Source organism: bacterium, assembly GCA_014360495.1.
GTDB lineage: Bacteria > Armatimonadota > JACIXR01 > JACIXR01 > JACIXR01 > JACIXR01.
The window spans coordinates 147,659-167,974 of the sequence record JACIXR010000003.1 but is presented as its reverse complement, the minus strand read 5'-3'; the positions used below and the strand labels follow the sequence as shown (position 1 = coordinate 167,974).

Annotated in this window: 20 protein-coding genes; 15 read left to right on the top strand and 5 right to left on the bottom strand. The window is 46.4% G+C overall.

From position 1 onward, the window contains the following. Positions 1 to 11 precede the first annotated feature (11 nt). Genes H5T88_03510 through H5T88_03450 form a run of 13 tightly spaced genes read left to right on the top strand, consistent with a single transcriptional unit; the run spans position 12 to position 11,415 of the window. Positions 12 to 776, top strand: coding sequence for a hypothetical protein (locus H5T88_03510; protein MBC7329407.1), 765 nt, complete (start codon positions 12 to 14; stop codon positions 774 to 776). 36 nt (positions 777 to 812) lie between these two features. After that, positions 813 to 3,458 (top strand): hypothetical protein, encoded by a 2,646-nt coding sequence (locus H5T88_03505; GenBank protein ID MBC7329406.1) that lies wholly within the window; start codon positions 813 to 815, stop codon positions 3,456 to 3,458. A 32-nt stretch (positions 3,459 to 3,490) separates the two neighbouring features. Then, a complete protein-coding gene (rnc, locus tag H5T88_03500) occupies positions 3,491 to 4,129 on the top strand; it encodes a ribonuclease III (protein MBC7329405.1) in 639 nt (212 codons plus the stop codon). Then, positions 4,122 to 4,421 (top strand): hypothetical protein, encoded by a 300-nt coding sequence (locus H5T88_03495; protein MBC7329404.1) that lies wholly within the window; start codon positions 4,122 to 4,124, stop codon positions 4,419 to 4,421. Before rnc ends, H5T88_03495 begins: the two co-directional genes overlap by 8 nt. A 7-nt stretch (positions 4,422 to 4,428) precedes the next feature. Then, positions 4,429 to 5,253: a sugar phosphate isomerase/epimerase gene (locus H5T88_03490; GenBank protein ID MBC7329403.1), complete on the top strand. Its 825-nt coding sequence runs from the start codon at positions 4,429 to 4,431 to the stop codon at positions 5,251 to 5,253. Between the two features lie 4 nt (positions 5,254 to 5,257). After that, positions 5,258 to 6,106 carry a 3-methyl-2-oxobutanoate hydroxymethyltransferase gene (gene panB / locus H5T88_03485; GenBank protein ID MBC7329402.1) on the top strand — a complete coding sequence of 283 codons (849 nt, stop codon included), beginning with the start codon at positions 5,258 to 5,260 and terminating at the stop codon, positions 6,104 to 6,106. Positions 6,107 to 6,120: 14 nt separating this feature from the next. Then, positions 6,121 to 6,951: a pantoate--beta-alanine ligase gene (locus H5T88_03480; GenBank protein ID MBC7329401.1), complete on the top strand. Its 831-nt coding sequence runs from the start codon at positions 6,121 to 6,123 to the stop codon at positions 6,949 to 6,951. Positions 6,952 to 6,953: 2 nt separating this feature from the next. Then, positions 6,954 to 7,442: an MGMT family protein gene (locus tag H5T88_03475; protein MBC7329400.1), complete on the top strand. Its 489-nt coding sequence runs from the start codon at positions 6,954 to 6,956 to the stop codon at positions 7,440 to 7,442. Next, the gene (gene nadC / locus H5T88_03470; protein MBC7329399.1) at positions 7,439 to 8,281 is read left to right on the top strand and encodes a carboxylating nicotinate-nucleotide diphosphorylase; all 843 of its coding nucleotides are present in this window, start codon (positions 7,439 to 7,441) and stop codon (positions 8,279 to 8,281) included. Before H5T88_03475 ends, nadC begins: the two co-directional genes overlap by 4 nt. Then, complete coding sequence (locus H5T88_03465; protein ID MBC7329398.1) at positions 8,278 to 8,832, top strand: biotin transporter BioY; 555 nt, start codon at positions 8,278 to 8,280, stop codon at positions 8,830 to 8,832. The genes nadC and H5T88_03465 overlap by 4 nt, the downstream gene beginning before the upstream one ends. Then, positions 8,811 to 9,602 carry a biotin--[acetyl-CoA-carboxylase] ligase gene (locus H5T88_03460; protein MBC7329397.1) on the top strand — a complete coding sequence of 264 codons (792 nt, stop codon included), beginning with the start codon at positions 8,811 to 8,813 and terminating at the stop codon, positions 9,600 to 9,602. Before H5T88_03465 ends, H5T88_03460 begins: the two co-directional genes overlap by 22 nt. Positions 9,603 to 9,608: 6 nt before the next feature. Next, positions 9,609 to 10,595 (top strand): Gfo/Idh/MocA family oxidoreductase, encoded by a 987-nt coding sequence (locus H5T88_03455; GenBank protein ID MBC7329396.1) that lies wholly within the window; start codon positions 9,609 to 9,611, stop codon positions 10,593 to 10,595. Between the two features lie 43 nt (positions 10,596 to 10,638). After that, positions 10,639 to 11,415 (top strand): flavodoxin family protein, encoded by a 777-nt coding sequence (locus H5T88_03450; GenBank protein ID MBC7329395.1) that lies wholly within the window; start codon positions 10,639 to 10,641, stop codon positions 11,413 to 11,415. Between the two features lie 269 nt (positions 11,416 to 11,684). On the opposite strand, the gene H5T88_03445 is transcribed toward H5T88_03450, so the two are convergent. Genes H5T88_03445 through H5T88_03435 form a run of 3 tightly spaced genes read right to left on the bottom strand, consistent with a single transcriptional unit; the run spans position 11,685 to position 17,603 of the window. Next, positions 11,685 to 14,699, bottom strand: coding sequence for a hypothetical protein (locus tag H5T88_03445; GenBank protein MBC7329394.1), 3,015 nt, complete (start codon positions 14,697 to 14,699; stop codon positions 11,685 to 11,687). A gap of 14 nt (positions 14,700 to 14,713) precedes the next feature. Beyond that, a complete protein-coding gene (locus H5T88_03440; protein ID MBC7329393.1) occupies positions 14,714 to 16,366 on the bottom strand; it encodes an alpha-L-fucosidase in 1,653 nt (550 codons plus the stop codon). Positions 16,367 to 16,382: 16 nt separating this feature from the next. Then, the gene (locus H5T88_03435) at positions 16,383 to 17,603 is read right to left on the bottom strand and encodes an MFS transporter (protein MBC7329392.1); all 1,221 of its coding nucleotides are present in this window, start codon (positions 17,601 to 17,603) and stop codon (positions 16,383 to 16,385) included. A gap of 367 nt (positions 17,604 to 17,970) precedes the next feature. On the opposite strand from H5T88_03435, the gene H5T88_03430 reads away from it, so the two are divergent. Continuing rightward, positions 17,971 to 18,375, top strand: coding sequence for a response regulator (locus tag H5T88_03430; GenBank protein ID MBC7329391.1), 405 nt, complete (start codon positions 17,971 to 17,973; stop codon positions 18,373 to 18,375). Then, the gene (locus H5T88_03425; GenBank protein ID MBC7329390.1) at positions 18,372 to 18,539 is read left to right on the top strand and encodes a hypothetical protein; all 168 of its coding nucleotides are present in this window, start codon (positions 18,372 to 18,374) and stop codon (positions 18,537 to 18,539) included. Before H5T88_03430 ends, H5T88_03425 begins: the two co-directional genes overlap by 4 nt. On the opposite strand, the gene H5T88_03420 is transcribed toward H5T88_03425, so the two are convergent. Then, positions 18,526 to 19,290, bottom strand: a complete 765-nt coding sequence (locus H5T88_03420; GenBank protein ID MBC7329389.1) for an SAM-dependent chlorinase/fluorinase — start codon at positions 19,288 to 19,290, stop codon at positions 18,526 to 18,528. The genes H5T88_03425 and H5T88_03420 overlap by 14 nt on opposite strands. 19 nt (positions 19,291 to 19,309) lie before the next feature. Next, the gene (locus H5T88_03415) at positions 19,310 to 20,278 is read right to left on the bottom strand and encodes a hypothetical protein (GenBank protein ID MBC7329388.1); all 969 of its coding nucleotides are present in this window, start codon (positions 20,276 to 20,278) and stop codon (positions 19,310 to 19,312) included. Positions 20,279 to 20,316: the final 38 nt, after the last annotated feature.

Below are 20,316 nucleotides of genomic sequence, written 5' to 3'. Positions count from 1 at the left end.
GGTGAACGAAGATGATTGAGTGTAAGTTTTGTGGAGCGGAAAACGAGGAGACGAGGGAAGCGTGCTGGAACTGCTTTGCCCCTCTCAAAGGGGAAGCGGCTGCAGCGATGAAAGCCAGGGTAGGGAGGATAACTGAAGCAGTTCCTACAGGTGGAGCTGAAGCAGCTCCTACAGGAGGAGCTGAAGCTGCGCCTGCCGAGACGGTAGGCGTCGTAGCGCGTAGACGCGGTCTATCCCTTGGTTGGTTAGTAGGCATTGTGGTTATCCTCCTCGTCTTGGGTGGTGGCTTCTTTTTCTACACCAAACTTTTTCGTGAGAAGCCTCAGCAGGTAGCGAGGGATTTCGTTTACGCCTTCGTCCAGGGGATAGTTGCGCAGGACCTATCCTCAATTAAACCTTATATAGACCCTGTTGACGCAGCTACCCTACCAACAACAAAGGAAGAACTGAAGGAGAAGGTTTCCAGTTATCTCAATTCAATGGGGGTAAATCTTCCCTCCCAATTTGCAGGGAAGGACATCCTTGATGTAATCAGCTCACTTAAGCCCACTGTCCAATCGGTTAGCGCCCAGACTGAGAGCTCTTCCTTCAGCGAAGCCAAGGTGCGTGTTCAAGTTTCCCTTACAGCGGGAGGTATTATGTTGCCTATGATGACCCAGCAACCGCTTCAGGGTTCGGTCGTTCTTACCCTCATAAGGCAGGGCTTGAATTGGAGGGTGAGCTTAAGCAAGAGCATGCCCTCGGCATCAGCGCCCTCGTCAAACATGCCTAAATAAATTTTTTGATAAAAATTTTTGAAAGGAGGTTAAAAAATGAAAAAATGGACAGCTATCGTAGTCTCTCACACCCATTGGGATAGGGAATGGTATTTAACTTTCCAGGGGTTTAGAAGACGGCTCGTGAGATTGACGGACCGTCTTCTCTCCCTTATGGAGGCGAACCCCCGCTACAAATACTATGTCTTTGATGGGCAGACAATCGTTTTGGAGGACTATCTGGAAATTCGCCCAGAAAACGAGGAAAGGATAAGGAAGCTCGTGCAGGAGGGAAGGCTCCATATCGGTCCTTGGTATGTTCTCCCGGACGAGTTTCTCGTATCTGGGGAGGCACTGGTCAGGAATCTCTTAATTGGGCATCTCATAGCGGAGAAATTCGGTAGGGTTATGAAGGTGGGCTATTTGCCGGACCCCTTCGGTCATGTAGCTCAAATGCCGCAAATCCTCCAAGGTTTCGGCATAAAATCGTTTATTTTCCATAGAGGATTGGGCGATGAATGGGAAGGACTAAACACCGAATTCTGGTGGGAGGGATTGGATGGGACGAAGGTTTTGGCAATCTATCAAATGCATGGATATTGCAATTTAGCGGGCTTGGGCTACGAGCCGCCGTTTGGTGAGCCCGGAACGGTAAAGGTTGATATGGACAAAGCGGTGGAAACAATAAGGAGAGAGGTTGAATCGCTCAAGCCGTTCGCTTCCACTCGTTACATCCTCCTCAACAACGGCTGCGACCACCTCGAGCCCCAACCCGAGCTTCCCGATATGATAGATTATGCCAACAGCAAGCTGGAGGATATTGAGGTTGTCCATTCAACATTTGAGGAATTTGTTGAGAAGGTGTTGAGCGAGGAGCCGAAGCTGGGGACGATAAAGGGAGAACTCCATAGGGGACGCTACCATCCTCTTCTGCTCGGTGTCTTCTCCACTCGCCTTTACTTGAAGAAGGAGAACTTCGCCACGCAAATGGCATTGGAGAAGTATGCAGAGCCGGCTTCCTCCCTCGCTTGGCTAAAGGGGAAACCCTACGAGGGTGCTTTCCTCCTCCGAGCTTGGAAATATCTTATCTCAAATCATCCCCATGATTCCATCTGCGGATGTTCAGTGGACGAGGTTCATCGGGATATGCTACCTCGCTTCGCAGCTGCCCGCCAGATTGCGGAGATTATGTTTGATGAATCCACTCGCTATATCGTAGATAGGATAAACTCCAAGAAGGAGGGGGCAAGGGCAGCTGTTGTTGTCTTCAATCCCCATAGCTGGACTGTAACAGATGTGGCTAAGTTGCACATAGAATTTCCCGTTTCTCCCGACCAAACCATCCATAATATAATTGTGCGCGATGAGACAGGAAAAATAGTGTCAAGCCAGTTGGAGAACATCAAGGTTTCTCTCCCCTACCATCCCCACCCCCTTAACCAGTTGGTATGGAGCGGAGATATCTCTATCTGGGCGGAGAATGTCCCGCCCCTCGGCTACAAGACTTACTATATTGAGGAGGTCAGGGAGGCAAAGAGGGTTTCCACTCTCCTCGTAGCCACGCCGACGAGCTTGGAGAACGCCTTCTTGAGAGTGGATGTGAATCCCAATGGAACGATTGATATCACGGATAAGAGAAGCGGGCAGGTCTTCAAAGGTTGTAATCTCTTTGAGGACACGGAGGACGTCGGAGACGAATATAACTATTCACCCGCGCTCAATTCTGAAACCATTACTTCCGCTGGTGTAAATGCCCATATTTCCCTCCTGCATAGGGGACCTGTATCCGCGACTATAAAGGTTCAGTTTACGCTTTATCTTCCCGAAAGCATAGACGAGACAAGGACCTCTCGCTCCAAAGACCTTGTTCCCTGTCCAATAACCTCTTACATCACTCTCCACGCAGGCATCCCTCGCATTGATATAGAGACGATTTTTGAGAATAAGGTCAAGGACCATCGTCTGCGGGTTCACTTCCCAACCAACCTCTTCGCCAATGATTGTTTGGCTGATGTCCAATTCGGGGTCTTGAGAAGAAATATCCAGCTGCCGAAAGGGGAAGGTTGGGTGGAGAAGCCCGTAGGGATGAAAGCTATGCAATCGTTCGTCGCAGTTGAGAGTAGAGGATTGGGTCTCTGTGTTGTCAGCGAGGGAATGCCCGAATATGAGCCTATAGATACTCCTCAAGGTGTGGATATCGCCCTTACTCTCCTCCGCAGCGTTGGCTGGTTATCAAGAGGCGACTTGCTCACCCGCCCCTATAACGCCGGTCCCCAAGTCCCCGCGCCGGAAGCCCAGTGCCTTGGAACCCATGTCGCTCGCTATGCTATCATCCCCTTCGTGAATTCCTTTGAGGAAGCAAAGCCCTGGCTCTTAGCACACCAATTCGTTGCCCCCTTGCGTTCCGTGATCACCTTCCCCAAAGAGGGTTCTCTTCCCTCACAGTATTCCCTCCTCAAGATTGAGCCTGAGGAACTCGTGTTGAGCGCTCTGAAGAAGGCTGAGAAGGAAGATGCCCTCGTCCTACGCTTTTTTAATATCGCATCTTATGAGGTTGAAGGTAGGATAACCTTCGCCGAAGCGCCCAAGAGGATAGTGCTGTCCAATCTCGCTGAAGAAGATGTAGAGGAATTGAATGCTGATAAGGAGCTGGAGGTGAAAGTTAAGCCATATCAGATAATCACCCTAAAGCTGTCCTTCTAATAGAAGAGCTTGGCTTAAATATAGACGACCCTTTGATAAGAGAGGCTCTGATTCATCCCTCACTGAAGCAGGGAGGAGAAGGGAGCTCCTATGAGCGATTGGAGTTCCTGGGAGATGCTGTCCTCGGCGTCATAATAGCTGAGCATCTCTTCAGGGAATATAGCCACTTTGATAGCGGGAAGCTATCAAGGGCGAAGGCTTATTTCGTCAGCGAGGAGCGTCTGGCGGAGGTGGCGAGGCATCTCCAATTGGGCGAGCTCATTCAAATGAGCAAGGGGGAGGAAAAGGGTGGCGGTAGGGAGAAGAACTCCGTATTAGCGGATGCTTTGGAGGCGTTCATAGGGGCTATATATCTATTGGGAGGTTTGGGGAAGGCGAGGAAGTTCGTTATGCGTGCCTTCAAGCCCCTCCTCCGCACTATGAAGGGCATCTTTCTAAAGGATTATAAGAGCATTCTTCAGGAATATCTTCAAGCAAAGGGGAAGGGTTTGCCGCAGTATGTTGTAGTAAAAGTGGAAGGACCACCCCATGAGCGAACATTCACAGTCCAGGTAAACATTGATGGGGAAGTATATGGTGAGGGGGTGGGAAGGAATAAAAAGGAAGCGAGCATGAATGCGGCGAAAAGCGCTTTGAAAAAATTGGGTTTAGAGTATAATAATTATGAATGAAGAGATAGAATTCCTCCTCTATTCTAAGGAGAGGTTGAAGAAGAAGGAAAGGGAATTGGAGGGTCTTCTTGGCACGGAAGTTGAGAGGTTACGTAGAGAGATTGAGACGGCGCTGCGATTAACGGGGGTAGGGGAGGAAGAGATTGAAAAGAAAGTTGAAAGCCAGCTGAAGGAAGTTTTGAGAAGTCATCCAAAGGGCGAGAAGGCAAGGAAGATAGCGAAAGAAATAGAGAAAATAAGACAAAAAATGGAAGGAATAGAAAAAATCTTTAGTTCTTTAAGAAAGAGGTGAATTTTTGATGGAAATAGGAATTCTAAGCCTTTCTTATTCCTTTAAGGGGTATACATTTGATGAATTTCTTGCCTCAGCTAAGGAAATTGGCTTTGATGCCTATGAGCTATCAACTGCGCCAGGAGCGCATAAGGGAACTATAAGATTCGACGAGGAAGGAATAGAGGAGATAAAAAGGAAGTCAGCCCAGATGGGTCTAAAGATTCATGCTTTGGGTGGATATACAAATTTCGTTAGGAAGAGCGCGAAGGAAATAGATGAGGAAGTCAAAAAAGTTGTGAATTACCTTGATATAGCGGAAAAGTTGGGAGCCAAGGTTATCAGGGTATTTGGTGGAGAGCCGAATCCTGATATCCCCGAAAACGAGTGGGAGGAGCTGATTGCTAAGGGGCTTAAGGAATGTGCTCCCGAGGCGGAAAAGCGAAAAATTTATCTCGGTATGGAAAATCACGGCTACATCACAAACGATGCGGAATTGGAAATAAGGGTCATTGAAAAGGTTGGTTCACCCTTCGTCAGGCTAACGGTTGATACATCAAACTATTATTGGTATGGTCATCCTTTAGCTACGGTGGAGAAATTTTACAAGCTCGTCGCCCCTTATTGTGTTCACACTCATTTAAAGGACGGAAGCGCAAGGAATGGGGTGAGAGAAAAATACATCGCACTCGCTTTGGGAGAGGGGGACCTTCCCTTGGAGCTCTTCTTGGATGAGCTCCTCAATTCATCTTACCAAGGTCCCTTATGCATTGAGTATGAGGGGGAGGAGGATGCGGAAATCGGTGCTAAAAAGGGTTATGAGTATTTAAAGAATTATTTAGCGAAGAGGTGAAAATTTGGCCAAAATAACGATAAGAACTATTAAGGAGAAAAAACAGAAGGGCGAGAAGATAGTCGCCCTGACTGCCTATGATTATCCCACCGCCAAGATACTTGACTCTCATGGCGTTGATATAATCTTAGTTGGAGATTCCGTGGGTAATGTTGTCCTTGGTTATGAGAGCACGTTGCCAGTGACTATGGAGGAGATGCTCCATCATACAAGGGCTGTTAAGAGGGGAGTGAAGAATGCTCTCTTAGTGGGCGATATGCCGTTCCTCTCCTACCAGCCGAGCATTGAGGAGGGGATAAGGAACGCGGGGTTGTTAATAAAGGCGGGAGCGGAGGCGGTGAAGATTGAGGGAGGCAGGCAGTTCGTTTCTCTCATAGAAAGGTTAACCCAATCGGGGATTCCCGTTATGGGGCATATCGGCTTAACTCCCCAATGGATTCATAGCTTTGGTGGATATAGGATACAGGGGAGAACAGCAAAGGATGCTTTAGCCCTTATTGAAGATGCCATCCTTTTGGAGAAGGCGGGAATCTTCTCTCTCGTTCTTGAGGGCGTGCCTATGCAAGTCGCCAAATTGATTACGGAAAATCTTACCATTCCCACGATCGGCATAGGAGCTGGTCCCTATTGCGATGGGCAAATCCTCGTCTTTCACGACCTCTTCGGGCTCGGGGATTTCATTCCAAAGCACGCGAAAGTTATGGTGGATTTGAAGGAAGTCATCTCTCAGGGAGTGAAGCGTTATATAGAAGAGGTAAAGGGAGGGGTTTTCCCCACCGAGAAGAACACAGTGCTTATGGATGAAGCGGAGGAAGAGACTCTGAGAAAGGAGTGGTCAAAACGAAAATCGTAAGGACGATTGACGAAATGAAGCAGATAAGCAGGGAGGCGAGAGGAGCGGGCGAGGTTATTGGTCTTGTTCCTACTATGGGTTATTTTCATGAGGGACATCTCTCCCTTATGAGAAGAGCGAGGGAGGAATGCGATTTGGTTGTCGTGAGCCTCTTCGTTAATCCAATCCAATTCGGTCCTCAGGAGGATTTTCATAGCTATCCCCGTGATGAGAAGAGGGACGCGGAGATGGCGGAAAAGGAGCGAGTGGATGTTCTCTTCATTCCCTCCGTATCCGAGATGTATCCTGAGGGCTATTCAACTTATGTTGAGGTTCAGAGGCTTACTGAGGGTCTATGCGGCAAGTTCAGACCAGGGCATTTTCGGGGCGTCACGACAGTTGTCCTCAAGCTATTCAACATCGTCAATCCCCATAAAGCTTATTTCGGGGAGAAGGATTATCAACAGTTGAAGGTCATAGAGAAGATGGTTAAAGATTTAAATCTGGATGTGGAGATAGTTCCCTGCCCAATTGTTAGGGAAGAAGACGGGCTTGCGATGAGCTCGCGCAATTCCTATCTATCCGAGGAGGAAAGAAAATCCGCCACAGTTATTTACAAAGCTCTTCTTGAAGCAAAGCGGCTTTACGAAGAGGGAGAAAGGGATGCGAGGGAATTGGAAAGCAGGGTGAGGGAAATCTTAATGAGCGAGAAATTGGTGAGAAAGATAGACTATGTGGAGGTCGTGCATCCGGAAACGCTTGAGGAGCTTGCAATGGTCGGTGAGGATGGAGCTGTTTTAGCGGTAGCTGTATGGATTGGTAAAGCGAGATTAATAGATAATATTAAACTTAAAAAGGAGGTATAGAGATGGAGAATCGTCCGAAGCGCAAATCCTGGCGAGAAAAGCTACACGAAGAGAGAGACCTTCCCAAGGTAGTTGAAGTTCCCCAGAATATGATTGGCAAGTGGGGACTTCAGCCTGGCGATACTCTCTTGATACCATCTCCTCTGGATGTTGACGAAATGATGAAGAAGGTTCCTGAAGGAAAAGTCGTCACAATTGATGAAATTCGCCAGGCGTTAGCGAAAAAGTATGGTGCCACTATCTGCTGTCCCATAACCACGGGGATTTTCGTACTTATGGTGGCGAGAGCAGCTGCGGAAGCTGCTAAAAATGGAGAGAAGGAAGTAACCCCCTATTGGCGAACATTGAAGCCCAAGGGGGCTATAAATGAGAAATATCCGGGCGGTTCGGAGGTGCAGAGGAAGCTCCTTGAAGCTGAGGGGCATAAGGTAATCAAGAGGGGTTATAAATATGTCGTTGTGGATTATGATAAAAAGCTAGCGGAGCTTTGAACCCCTCCCCATTTCCCTCTTTCCTTATAGAGAAAATAGCCAGAGCAGCCTTAGAGGAGGATATAGGCTGGCGGGACTTAACATCCTCCATTTTGGAGGATGTTGAGGCGATAGGGGTTATCTCCGCAAAGGAGGAAGGCGTTCTTTGTGGAATCCAAGTGGCGAGGGAGGTCTTCAAAATCTTGCAGGAAGATTGTCAATTCAAGCCATTGCTTAAAGATGGAGACTCCCTCGCCAAGGGTTCCCTCATCGCTGAAATAAGGGGAAAGGCAAGGACTCTCTTGGGTGGGGAAAGGGTCGCCCTGAATTTCCTCCAGCATCTCTCGGGAATAGCCACTTTAACGAGGAAGTTCGTGGAGAAAATCAAGGGGACAAAAGCGAAGATTTTGGCTACGAGAAAGACAATCCCTCTTTTAAAAGCTTTTGAGAAATACGCAGTTGAGGTCGGAGGCGGCTATTCGCATCGCTTCGCCCTCTATGATGGCATCCTTATAAAAAACAATCACATAGCCATAATCGGCAATATAAAGGAAGCGATTAAGAGAGCCAATGAGATGTTTCCCTATCAAAAAATAGAGATTGAAGTAAGGAATTTGGAGGAAGTGAAGGAAGCAATTGACGCGGGTGCGGATATAATCTTGCTTGATAATATGAGTATTGAGGAAATAAGGGAGGCTGTGAAGATTGCTCAGGGGAAAGTTATGTTGGAGGCTTCGGGAGGTGTATCGCTTGATAATGTTAGGGAGATAGCGGAAACCGGTGTTGATTTCATCTCAATAGGAGCTTTAACCCATTCCGCAAAGGCAATTGATATCCATATGGAGGTGAAAAGGTTGTGAAGATGCTATTGGCGAAGACAAGGGATGAAGATTTTACCCGAAGACTTCTCCTTTCCCTCCTGTTTGCTTTAGCAACGGGATTTGGTGCGCAAATCAGGATTCCTTTGCCCTTTACTCCCGTCCCCATAACTATGCAGACCTTCTTTGTTTTATCCTCAGGCGTCGCCCTGGGAGCTTTTTGGGGCTCTTTCTCTCAAATCCTATATATTTTAATGGGAGCCTTTGGCTTTCCCTACTTCTCAGGCTGGTCAGCGGGAGTGAAAACGATAATCGGACCTACGGGAGGCTACATAATCGGCTTCGCCATCGCAAGCTATATAAGCGGTTTGCTCACGCAAGGCGAGCTAACCCTGAAACGAATATATTTCGCTATGTGCCTCTCTGAGATAGTGATTCTCCTCTTGGGCGCCCTCTGGCTCAGCATATCCCTTCCCCTTTCACCCTATCAAACTCTTCTAAAGGGAATTCTTCCCTTCCTTCCGGGCGATATTATTAAAATCCTCGCTGGCGGTTTGTTCTCTCGTTATCTTTGCCGATGGTCAAGGGGTTGAAGCACAACACCATCGGTAAGAAACTCCTTCATTTTTCATCCATAGACTCCACTCAAGATTTAGCCCTCTCCTTCGCGAAGGCAGGGATGGAGGAAGGATTGGTCGTTTGGGCTGATGAGCAGACGAAGGGAAGGGGACGCTTCGGAAGAAAATGGTTTTCTCTTCCCTCAAAATCTTTATCTTTCTCCTTCATCTTGCGTCCTAAACTGACATCTGATTTAATCCCTTATTTATCGCTTTTCCCTGCAACTGCCTGTGCCAGTGCGTTAGAGAAACTGGGCGTGAAATGCGAGTTGAAATGGCCAAATGACATATTGATAGAGAGCAGGAAAGTCGGAGGGATATTGGTTGATGTGGAGGTGGAGGATAAGAAGATAGTATGGGCGGTTGTGGGGATTGGCATAAATGTGAATTTGGAGCTGGAAGATTTCCCCGCCGATATCAGTCAATCCGCAACATCATTGAAAATAACTTTATGTAAAAGTTTGGAAGTTTCCAAGCTTTTAAAGGAGATTTTAAAAGAGCTAAACGGGAAATACGGCTTTTGCTACACCGAAGTGGGTAGGGAGAGAATTAGAAAGGAATGGGTGGAGAGGGATTTTCTCAGCGGGAAGGAAATTGAGGTAAAGATAGGGGAGAAGGAAAGGATAAGGGGGATTGCGGAAGGGATAGATGAGAGGGGTTTTTTGAAGGTGAGGGCGGGAGAAAAAATAGTTGCAATTTCTGGAGGTGAGGTATATCTTTTGGAAAAAACAATAAAAGGAGGTTGATATATTATGCACAAGATAGGCTTCATTGGATGCGGAGGAATCGCCAATGCCCATGCACGAGCCCTTGCCTCTTTAAAGGGAAGGGTAGAGATGGTCGCCTTCTGCGACATTGAAGAGGAGCGGGCAAGATGGTTCTCCCAGACCTATACGGAGGGAAAGGCAAAGGTCTTCACCGATTACAGAAAGATGTACGATGAAGTCAAGCTGGACATAGTCTATATATGTCTTCCGCCATTTGCCCATAAGGACGATGTGGATATAGCTGCTGAGAAGGGAATTCACATCTTCATAGAGAAGCCTATTGCTTTGGATATGGAGACCGCTAATAGGATGGTAAAGGCTGTTGAGAAGGGAAAAGTGAAGTCGCAAGTTGGGTTTATGTTCCGCTTTGGAGATGCTGTTGAGGAAGTGAAGAATATGCTCAGCACCTATGGACCGGTTGGATTGATGATGGGGAGATATATGTGCAATTCCCTTCATTCAGCTTGGTGGAGGGACAAGACTAAGAGCGGAGGGCAGATAGTAGAGCAGATAATCCACATATTTGACCTCATTCGCTACTTTATGGGCGAGCCCGAGACGGTATATGCGAGATGGAACAACATCTTCCACAGGGATGTGCACGATTACACAGTGGAGGATGTAAGCGGGACGGTGATAACATTCAAAGATGGAGGCATAGCCACGGTCTCTGCAACGAACGGAGCGATTCCCGGAAAGTGGATAGCCCAGCTCGACCTCATAGCGAAAGGGATAACCGCCAATTTCATAGACGCGAATCACGCTGTCATCTATCAGACACTCATGCCTTGGGAGAAGAAGGTAGAGGTTTCCTCAAACAAGGACATATACTTAGCGGAGACATTGGACCTTCTTGACGCGATAGAGAACGACAGGGAGGCGAGGGTTCCGATGATAGAGGGAGCGAAAAGCCTCCAGCTTGTCCTCAGCGCCGCCACCTCTGCTGAGAAGGGAGAGATAATCAAGATTTAGCTTTTATTAATTGGAGACTATAGGTATAAGGAGGGATTGAGAGATGAAAATTTTGGCGGTATGCGGGTCGCCTCATAGGGAGGGTTTCTCTCCCAGATTGCTTAAGTCCGCTGTTGAAGGAGCAAGGGAAGCGGGCGCAGAGGTTGATGTCGTCCTTTTGGCGGAAAGGAAGGTCAAACCCTGCCTCGCCTGTCCCAACCCTCCCTGCTGGACTTCTCTTGATTGTAATATCAGGGACGACGATGGTCTCGCTTTGAGAAGGATGTTTAATGAGTGTGACGCTCTGATTATCTCTGTACCCGTCTATTTCCTCACTATAAATGGTTTGACAAAGGATTTCCTTGATAGGATGAGGAACTACGGGAATAACGGCAAGCCAGCTTTCCCTATCGCCGCTGCGGGAGGGACTGGGAAAGGTTGCGTTAAAGCTCTCCAAGACCTATCCATCTCCCTCACTGTCTTCGGCTTCAGGGTTGTTATGCCGATGCCGGCTACTCGTTATAACGCCGAGGAGGCTATAGAAGAGGCAAAGAAAAGGGGAAAGAAATTGGTGGAGGAATTTAAGGAGAGAAAGCCTTTTTCCAGTCTTGCTGAGGGATATAAATGGCTAAACTCTCAGCCCTATATGGACTGGGATTTGGTGGATGAGTTGTTGTATTTGGTTAGAATAGCCATTGAGGGAATAAGGAGGAAGGGCAGGGAGGATTTAGCTTCTCAATTTGAGGAAGAACTCTTGGAGTTGGAGAAATATCCTGAGAATCTATGTGAGAGAGCTTACGCTCTTCACGAAAGGACGATGAATACTTTCAATTCCATTTAAGAAATGGATAATGGAGATTGCAACGCCCGAGTGCTTAAGCGCTCGGGCGTTGCAATGAGATAGCGTCGAGTCTTTCTCGTCTCTCAAGAAAGGAAAATCAACTAAATTGTTATGAAGGAAATGTTAAACATGATTTTGAAATGATGGTGTTAGGGTGGAATTAAAATAACGAAAAGGGCAAAATGGCTCATGTGAAAACTATACCCATAGATGCGAGCCCACCGTAGGCGGAGGTAGCAATAACAAAATGGTATGGTTCGTGCTACATTTTATGGTCTTTCAAGCTCGCCCCAGGGAGAGCAGGGTGGTGTGCCTATGACTTTCGCCTTCTCCCAATGGCTATCGTTGAATTCCATCCTTTCCCATCCCTCTTTCCCTTCCCCAACTTTCCAATTCCCATCGCTTATGAGAATGACCTTCTTTTCCTTCCCTGCCTCAACTTGAAGCAATAAACCTGCGGGACCATCTTCGTTTACGCATTTCACTGCGATTAAATTCCTTCCCTTTTTAAGCAAGCGACTCACATCGTATTTCTCAACTGTTTCCCATATCCCATCTCTTCCGACGAGCTTGCCGTTAACATAGAGTTCATATCTGTTATCTGCCGTGATGTAGAGGAAGATGGGAGAAGTAAGCGATTGTAGCTCAAAGGGTTTGCGGAAGCATACTGTGCTGGCTTCGTTTTCCCTTCCCTCCATCCATATCCATTTCCCCTTCCAAACGCTTTTCCTTTTCTTCACCTTTGGAAATTCTTTTCCGCCCGGAAGGGATGTAAAAACAAATGTCTCTCCTGGTTTCAACTTCTTAAAAATCCTAAACTCATATCCCTTCTTTTGGCAAGTTATCTCAACGGAATTCCTCGTGACCCTTATCTTCAAAGGGAGATTTCTATAACAGAGATTCTCAACCTCAGCGAATTTAAGGGCGGAAGGGAGGTTCGGCTTTATCTTCAAGCCCTCTACATCGGCGTTTATCCCCATTATTCCATAGAGAAAATATGTGGGAACGAGACCGCTTTCAGGGAAGGGAAGGTCAACTCCAACCTGACCGGGATTTTCTTGCTGGGGGATTTCTCCCCTGAATAATGGTGCACCTCCGCACAATTTATCAGGTAGTGAATATCTGTTCAAAATCTCCCAAAAACGCTTATACGCGTTGTCGGCTCCCAGATATCTTGCCCTGACCATCAAATCATAAAAAGATGTATAGAGAATAGCGCCGCCATCTTGGCATTGGTCTCCATAGGGGGTGCCGAACCACCATTTCACCCACCAACTTGGATAGGGTTCCTGCGGTTCATTTCTCATAGGATTGTGGATTGTATTTGCTCGAGGCGCGAAAATCCATTTGCTGTAGGTGTCGGGCAAGCCGGATGAGGTTGGCTCGTTCTCCATCCAATGATAAATCCTTTTCGCTTTCTCCTCATCGCCCAATCCATAGAAAAGAGCTTCTAAATTGAGAAAAGTGAAGCCGTAGTCGTGTTTACCACCATTCACATCTATACAGCCTATGAAGCGTCCCTTTTCCTCATCCCAGAAATTTTTCGCATAGGCTTCCTTCGCTTTCTTCATCATCTCTTCATAAAATGAGGGTGGATGTCTCAATTCGTATTTATCTCCCTTTATCCCTTTCCTTTCCAAAAGTCCCTCTATCTCCTTCATAGCTTGCAGGGAAGCATAAAAGTAAATGCTACAATATCCATCTCTATAGCCGAAGGGAAGGATGTCCCAATAGTTTGAGCTATGGTCATCCAATCTCCCCATTACATCTTTGGAATTTGTGATGATTATTCCCTCTTTCTCCCCCTGTAAATCCTTCAACTGATATTTCATAGCCATCCTCAATCTACCGATTTGTTGTAATAGGAATTCTTCATCTCCCGTCCAACAATACCAACGCCAGACGGCTAGGATGAGCTTGGCGCAGGTGTCAAAATGCCTGGTGTCGTATTCTGGCCAGCCAAGAGGCCACCCCTTCAAATCTCCCCAAGTATAAACATATCCATCCTCGTCAATCCTTATGCTCTCTATGCTCCTCTTTTCCCCTTCTTTCAATGGGGAGCAGGTCCAATCCCTTATGAGGGCGTCCCATTCCTTCCAAGTAGGAGAACCACCTCCACCGGGAGGATAGGTAAAGGCGCGCTCGTAATAGAAGCGATTTAAAAGGGCGTTAAGTCTGGGGTCTGAGGAGCGGAAGCGAGGGAAAAAATCGGGAAGCCAATTTGAATGGGGAACGACGGTAATTTTAAAGAAGGCTTTGGTGGTTTCTTCTTTTCTCTGAGGGTTGGCATAGAAGTGGAAATGCATTGTATCTTCTTCCATTGTCCAGGAAAGCGATAAGGCTTTGCTTGAGAAGATCAGGTCGTAGTTTCCCGTTCCCGTTGCTCTTATCCAATCACAGGGAGATAGATTTGGGTCGCTGTGGTACCTTCTCTTGAGCTGTTCTATTGGATAATATTGTCCAATGCTCGTGAAGAACCTGCTGAAGAGGATTCCGCTTTCCCTTGAGACATCATATCCTGATTTCTTCCAAGGGGTGGAGAGAGGAAAGTAGAGATTAGATGGCGAAGTTTTTAACTGCCCTTCAATATAAAGCTCGTTTTTCCTGAGCGAGAAAGTTAAATCCGTTTCGCTGATTTTCTCCCATCCATCAAGCCGAATTGTCCTATCTACATCCGATTTAATGACGCCGTTTGTGTAAGCCTCCCCATCGGGAAAGCCATTACGAGTGCTCCACCATCCAATTGTTCCTTTAGGTTCCCTCATCTCAATGTAATAATTTCCAGGTGGAAGGGGAGGGTAGAAGGAGAAGCCGTGCCAGGAATTATCAGGAACATTCTCTAATCTCTTGCTCGCTATTATTTCACCGTTCGGACCATCTCTTCTCAATATTAGGGTCAGTGAGGAATCCTTCGTTCCCCAGGTGGGGATTAAGACCTCTATCTTTTTAAGGAAGATATTGGGAAGGCTAAGGGTTTGCCCGAGGGCACCTTCAAGCATCTCAGCGAACTCATTGCCTAACTTAATTCTTCGTGTTTGGCAATAGGTTAGCCCTTTAAATATAAGCCTATCTTTTTGCCTCAACACGGATTTGGGAGGCAGGACGAACCAGTTTGGGAGAAAATCCTTTAGGATATTTTCTCCATATCTTCCTTTTCCTGTAGGGTCAAATGAGAGTAGGGGCTTTTCTCCGAGGCTCAACCGAATATAGCCATTGGATATTTCCCAACTTCCCTGTCCCCAAAGGAGAAGTGGAAGGCAAAAGAGGAGAACAAAGCGTTTCATAGGCAATGCACCTCCTATTTTGTGAGGAGCTGAAATTCGTATATCGTTGGACCTTCAGTTGCTGAAAGGATGTTCAATCTCCAATAGCGAGCTGTTATGGGGACGAATCTTCGCTTGAAATCCTTTCCTATTTTCGTCCCCATTAAAATCGTTTTCCATTTGCTTTTGTCATCTTCCCTATATTCTATGGCGAACTTATTTACCCTCTCCCCGAATTCCACTGCTTCAACTATTCTCACTCCTTTGATGGTTTTCGCCTTTCCCAAATCGACTTCCAGCCAGGCAGAATAAGTGCCCCAATCGGTAGCCCAGCGAGTTGTTTCGTCTCCATCTACTGCTTTATCAGCTCCGAAGCCGGGCATATTTTGGAAGACATTTGAAGCTGTTGCCTTTAGCTCTGGCAGGCTTGCGCCCGGGCGAGGGCGGATATCCTTTGCTGGACCATCAAGAACAAGCTTGACAACCGTCACCAGCTCGTTTTGATGCTTTTCTGGAACGATGATTCTCAATGATTTCTCATCCTGCTCAACTTTTAAATCGCCACCCGTTAAGAGCGTATATTTTACTACCTTTCTCTCTATTGTAGGAAGCTCTATTTTATCCTCGTCGAAGTTGAAGATGTAAAGATAAATGCTATTTCCTTTATAGGTACTCGCACCCCAAACTCCCGGCATAAATGGACCTCCCCTTGTCCCATAGATTCCCTCCCCGAATTTAGCCAGCCATTTCCCTATTTCCCTCAATCTCTCCGCCTGTCTTTCCTCTATTTCACCCTCGGGCGTGGGACCCACATTTAAAAGGAGATTTCCATCCCCACCTGCGCATCCGATGAGTAGCCGAAGACATTGCTTGAGAGATTTTATGTTATCGTTCGGTTTCCAAGCCCATTGAGTTCCCAATGTAATGCAGCTCTCCCAAGCCCTATTCGTATTGAATGCCCCAACAACTTGCTCCGGTGTATCGTAGTCGGCAGGCAAGCCAGAACGGTTATTGATTATCGCTTTGGGCAAAATGCTATGAATCGTCTTGATTAACTCATCTGCTCGCCATTCCTCAGGGGAATGTTCCCACCCGCCATCAAACCAGATTCCATCGGGATGGTATTTCTCGCATAACTCCCTTATCTGCCCGAACATAAAATCAAGATAGCGATTGAAGTCGGTTTTGTAATCGGGATGATACCAATCGCAGAGTGAATAATAGAACATAACCCTCAATCCTTCTTTTTTGCAGGCTTTTGTTAATTCACCTATGAAATCCCGTTTCGCGGGAGTGTTCATCGCATCGTAGTCGGTTAGAGCGCTATCAAACATTGAAAACCCATCGTGATGTTTTGTGACTATAACTACATATCTCGCTCCTGCTTCCCTGAAGAGCTTAGCCCATTTTTCCGAGTTGAATTTCTTTGGGTTGAACTCCTTATAAAGGTTATCGTAAACCTCTACGGGTATCTGGCTCCCCCTTGACCAACCTATCTCCGTCCCCTTAAGGCTGACCGGTCCCCAATGGATGAAGATTCCGAATCTTCCTTCACGCCACCATCTAATCCTATTTTCATATGCTTCCCTACTTTCTCCCGGTATACTGGAGATTACACTTTGCCCGATGGAAGAAGATACAGCGAGAATGGAGATAAGAAACGCTATCACGAAAAGATATTTCTTCAACCTAATCAACCACCTTTCATTTATTCAATGAACTCGTGGTGGAAAACGCTTTAGCTGGCTCCTTGATAATAGCCCTAACCAGAAGCCAGGAGGTAAAAACGAAGAAAAAGGATAACAAAAAGGAAGCTCTTATGCCTATCACACCAGCCAAAACTCCGCCAGTGGCTGGTCCGATTAGATTTGCCAGCAATGATGCGCTATTTACGAGTCCGTATACGCCTCCTCTTCTCTCGGGGGGAACATTGTAGGCTATTATGGATTGAGTTGAGGGTCCCACTCCAGAGGAAAAAAAGCCGAGGATTATACGGAGAACCCCCAATTGGTAGGCGTTCCTTACGAGAGCGTGGGGGATATAGCAGAGGGATGTGCCGAGCGTACAGATTAGCAAAGTGGATTTATAGCCATTCTTATCGGCTCTTTTCCCCCAAAGGGGAGTTGCGAAGATGTTAACTATGCCGGTGGAGGAGAAAATCAAGCCGGTAACAGTCGCTAAAATGTTTTTCCTAACGCCAAGTGTGGAGATGAAGAGAGGCAAGACTGGTTGAACGAGCATAATGCCGAGCTGCATAATGAAAGTTGTGAAGGCAATTGTTAGTAGCTCCTTTGAATGGAAGAAGAAAGAGATATTTTCTCTCAATCCATATGTATTTCCTTCTCCTAAATTGGATTTCCTCTCTTCTTTAACAAGGATGAGAACCGTTATAGCGCTGATGAGTCCGCAGAGTCCTGTTAGCTTGAATATTTGGCGGTATCCCATCATATCGGCTAAGATGCCGCCAAAGAAGGGACCGACGATACTTCCCGCAATCATTGAAGTTTGCAAAAACCCGATTGAGAAGCCGAGGAATTCCTCAGGCACTGAGGTTGTTATGAGAGCCATAGAGGGACCGACGAAACCCCCAAGGATTCCGTGGAGCGCGCGCAGAATGAGGAGTTGCCGCACATTTTTCACGAACCCCATCAAAGTAATAACCACCGATACCCCGAACATAGCCCGAAGAATCATCTTTTTTCTTCCATAAAGGTCGCCGATAGTTCCCCAGATGGGAGCGAAGAAGGCGGAGAAGAGGAAGGGGATGCCGAAGATGATACCGCTCCAGCGAGCCGAGGATGCAAAGTCCTTAACTCCCAGCTCCTGGATATAGAAGGGGAGGAATGGCATCACCAAGCTCATGCCGATGAAGATAAGGAGTTGGGCAGCCCAGAGGGTATAAAGATTTTTACGCCATTGTTGCATTATAATTAAAGATTAGCCAATGGAACTATTGAAGGCAAGTTTTTTGAAGGGACTTTTATTTTTTGCGAGGCTTCCCGGAAAGGGTGGAATTAAAATAACGAAAAGGACAAAATGACTCATCAAAAATCTATACCCATAACCCATACACGCAGCCCGATGAAGGAGGACTTGACAATGAGAGCGAGGTCAGAACCTCGCTCTATAAGGAATTTTCATTCAGACCTATGCCCCTAAGGGAATTCGGAGTGGTTATTGCGTTATAAATTTTTATTGCTTTTATTTTTCTATTGTTTTATAATCCTTTTGACATTGGTTTAAAAAGGAATATAATTGATAATAGAAGAAACTAAAAAGAAGGAGGCGGGTTATGCCTAAAAAGATTTTAGTTGTAGATGATGAAAGACCGATAGTCCGGCTGGTCCAAGTAAACTTGGAGCATGCCGGCTATGAGGTAGTAACTGCCTATGATGGCAAGGAAGCTTTGGAGAAAGTCGAACAGGAGAAGCCGGACTTAATCATTCTTGATGTTATGATGCCTCAAATGGACGGATTTGAGGTTATGCAAAGGCTGCAGGCTAATCCCAAAACAAGGGATATTCCCGTCATTATGCTTACCGCTAAGGCGCAGGATGCTGATGTTTTCAGAGGTTGGCAATCGGGTGTAACCCTCTATCTCACAAAACCCTTCAGCCCCTTTGAGTTAATAAGCTTCGTGCGCCGAATATTCAGAAGCCTTGAGGAGGAAGAGGTAGAGAAACGCTACGAGATATGAGCACGGATAAGTTGTTGCTTTCTCTCCTCTTGGCGGGAGGAACAATCTGCGGAGTCATCCTCTTTTCCTTGTTTGCTCATAGGGAAAAGAGGGAATTGGATTCTGTATTGAAACTCTGTAGAGAGAAGTTAGAAGCTGTTGAGGCTATGCTCAATCAAATGTAACCTCTACCTCATCTCCCTTCTTCAATTTAAGCGCTGAACGAGCTGAACCCAAATTTAGGGAGATTTCAAGAAAACCACTGCTACCCAAGATAGCTAAAGGGGTTAGCGGTGGTTTTTCAGCATAGGAGGATGACAAGCCCTCTATCGTTCTTACACCAACCTTTATTTTCAATGCTTTTTTATCTCTTATTAGTTCCTCGGAGATATTCGTTATAGCGTTGCCGAAATGGTCGAAGCCGATTATTTCACCGATAATTCTCTTCTCTTCGCAATAAGGGGAGGGTAGTGAAAGTCTCACGATTTCTTCTACTTTTCTTCCCACAGCGGAAGGCTTTATTCCCAAGGATAGGTATCCTGCTACCGGGGCGAAAATATCCCTTCCATGGAAGGTGTGACTTACTTTTTCCAAGACGAAATAGGGATTTTCAATTATATACGCGGAGAATTCCTCCACTATAGCGAGAGATAAAAGACCGTTGTCTGGACCGACAAAAATATAGCTCGGGGTTTCCACCACAATCGGATGGCGTTGGGAGCCGACTCCGGGGTCAACAACTGCAAGATGAATCGTTCCAAGTGGGAAAAATCGGTAAGCGGAACGCAGGATTAAAGCCCCCTGCAGGATATCCTGAGCCCCTATACAATGGGTTATATCTACTATTCTCGCCGAAGGGTTTATGGAAAGTATGACGCCCTTTACTATCCCAACAAATGGGTCCTCTAGACCGAAGTCTGAGGTAAAGGTGATGATTCCGTTTGGCTTCACCTATTTACTGGTTTTGCTCTTCTGGAATGACTATCTGGATTTGGCTTAAATTCTGGGGAAGAGCAGGCTTTTTCTCACTGAAGGTTACCTTGAATTTCATATTCATTTCCATATCCATAGAGAAACCACCAGCAGGTCCAAGCTCTCCTTCTGGAGGGGTCATATTCATTGTCATCTTCAATGTGCCAACTTGGGAGCTCATTTGTCCCTTCTCATAATTGAAAAGCATATCGGATTTTGTCTCCATTTTACCACTCATTTGGAGTGTGGGTACCTGCCCAGCTTCACCACCAGCTTGCGCTCCAGGCATACCTATAGGCATCGCGAAAGTGAAAGGTGTGGGAGGAATATCTATTTTTATTCTGGCGAGTTTTTGGTTTTCCGCCTCAACGAAGCCTACAAGGTTCATCTTGTAAATCATGTTCATCTTTCCAAAGGGCAAGTTGAGCTCCATCTTCTGCTCCCATTTATCTCCAACGCCGACAGCTTCCTCAGGGAAAACGGCGAATCCAGACATAGATTGTATCATCATATTTGGGTCAAAACCTGCGAAAAGGTTCTGTTGTCCTGTGGGAAGAGCCGTTAGAAATCTGATTATATTGCCTTTCTTCCCTATCCTCAATCTAAATGCTTGGGAGTTCGCTTGTTGGGGGAAGGGCATAACCTGTCCCATTATTTCCATTTTACCATCAACAAAACGGGTCTCTATATCAGCTGCTCCGTCGCTGTAAGTCTTCAGCGTCTTCATGGACATAATGAGAGCCATGTTAATTGGGAAAGCAGGTGGCGTTCCTTGTGCCTGCACGCTTTGGGGTAGTTGAAGATTCACCTGTCCCTGGATGATGGTAAGGGTATAAATCGTCTGCCCTTCCTGGAATTTATATTCCAGGTTTATCTTCTCCTGAGCTCTACCTAGGGGGATAATAACCAATGTCAAAGCAAAGAGAAGAATCAAACAAGCAAACCGTCTCATTTTTCATACCTCCCTTTTATTTTATCTCAATTATTTAG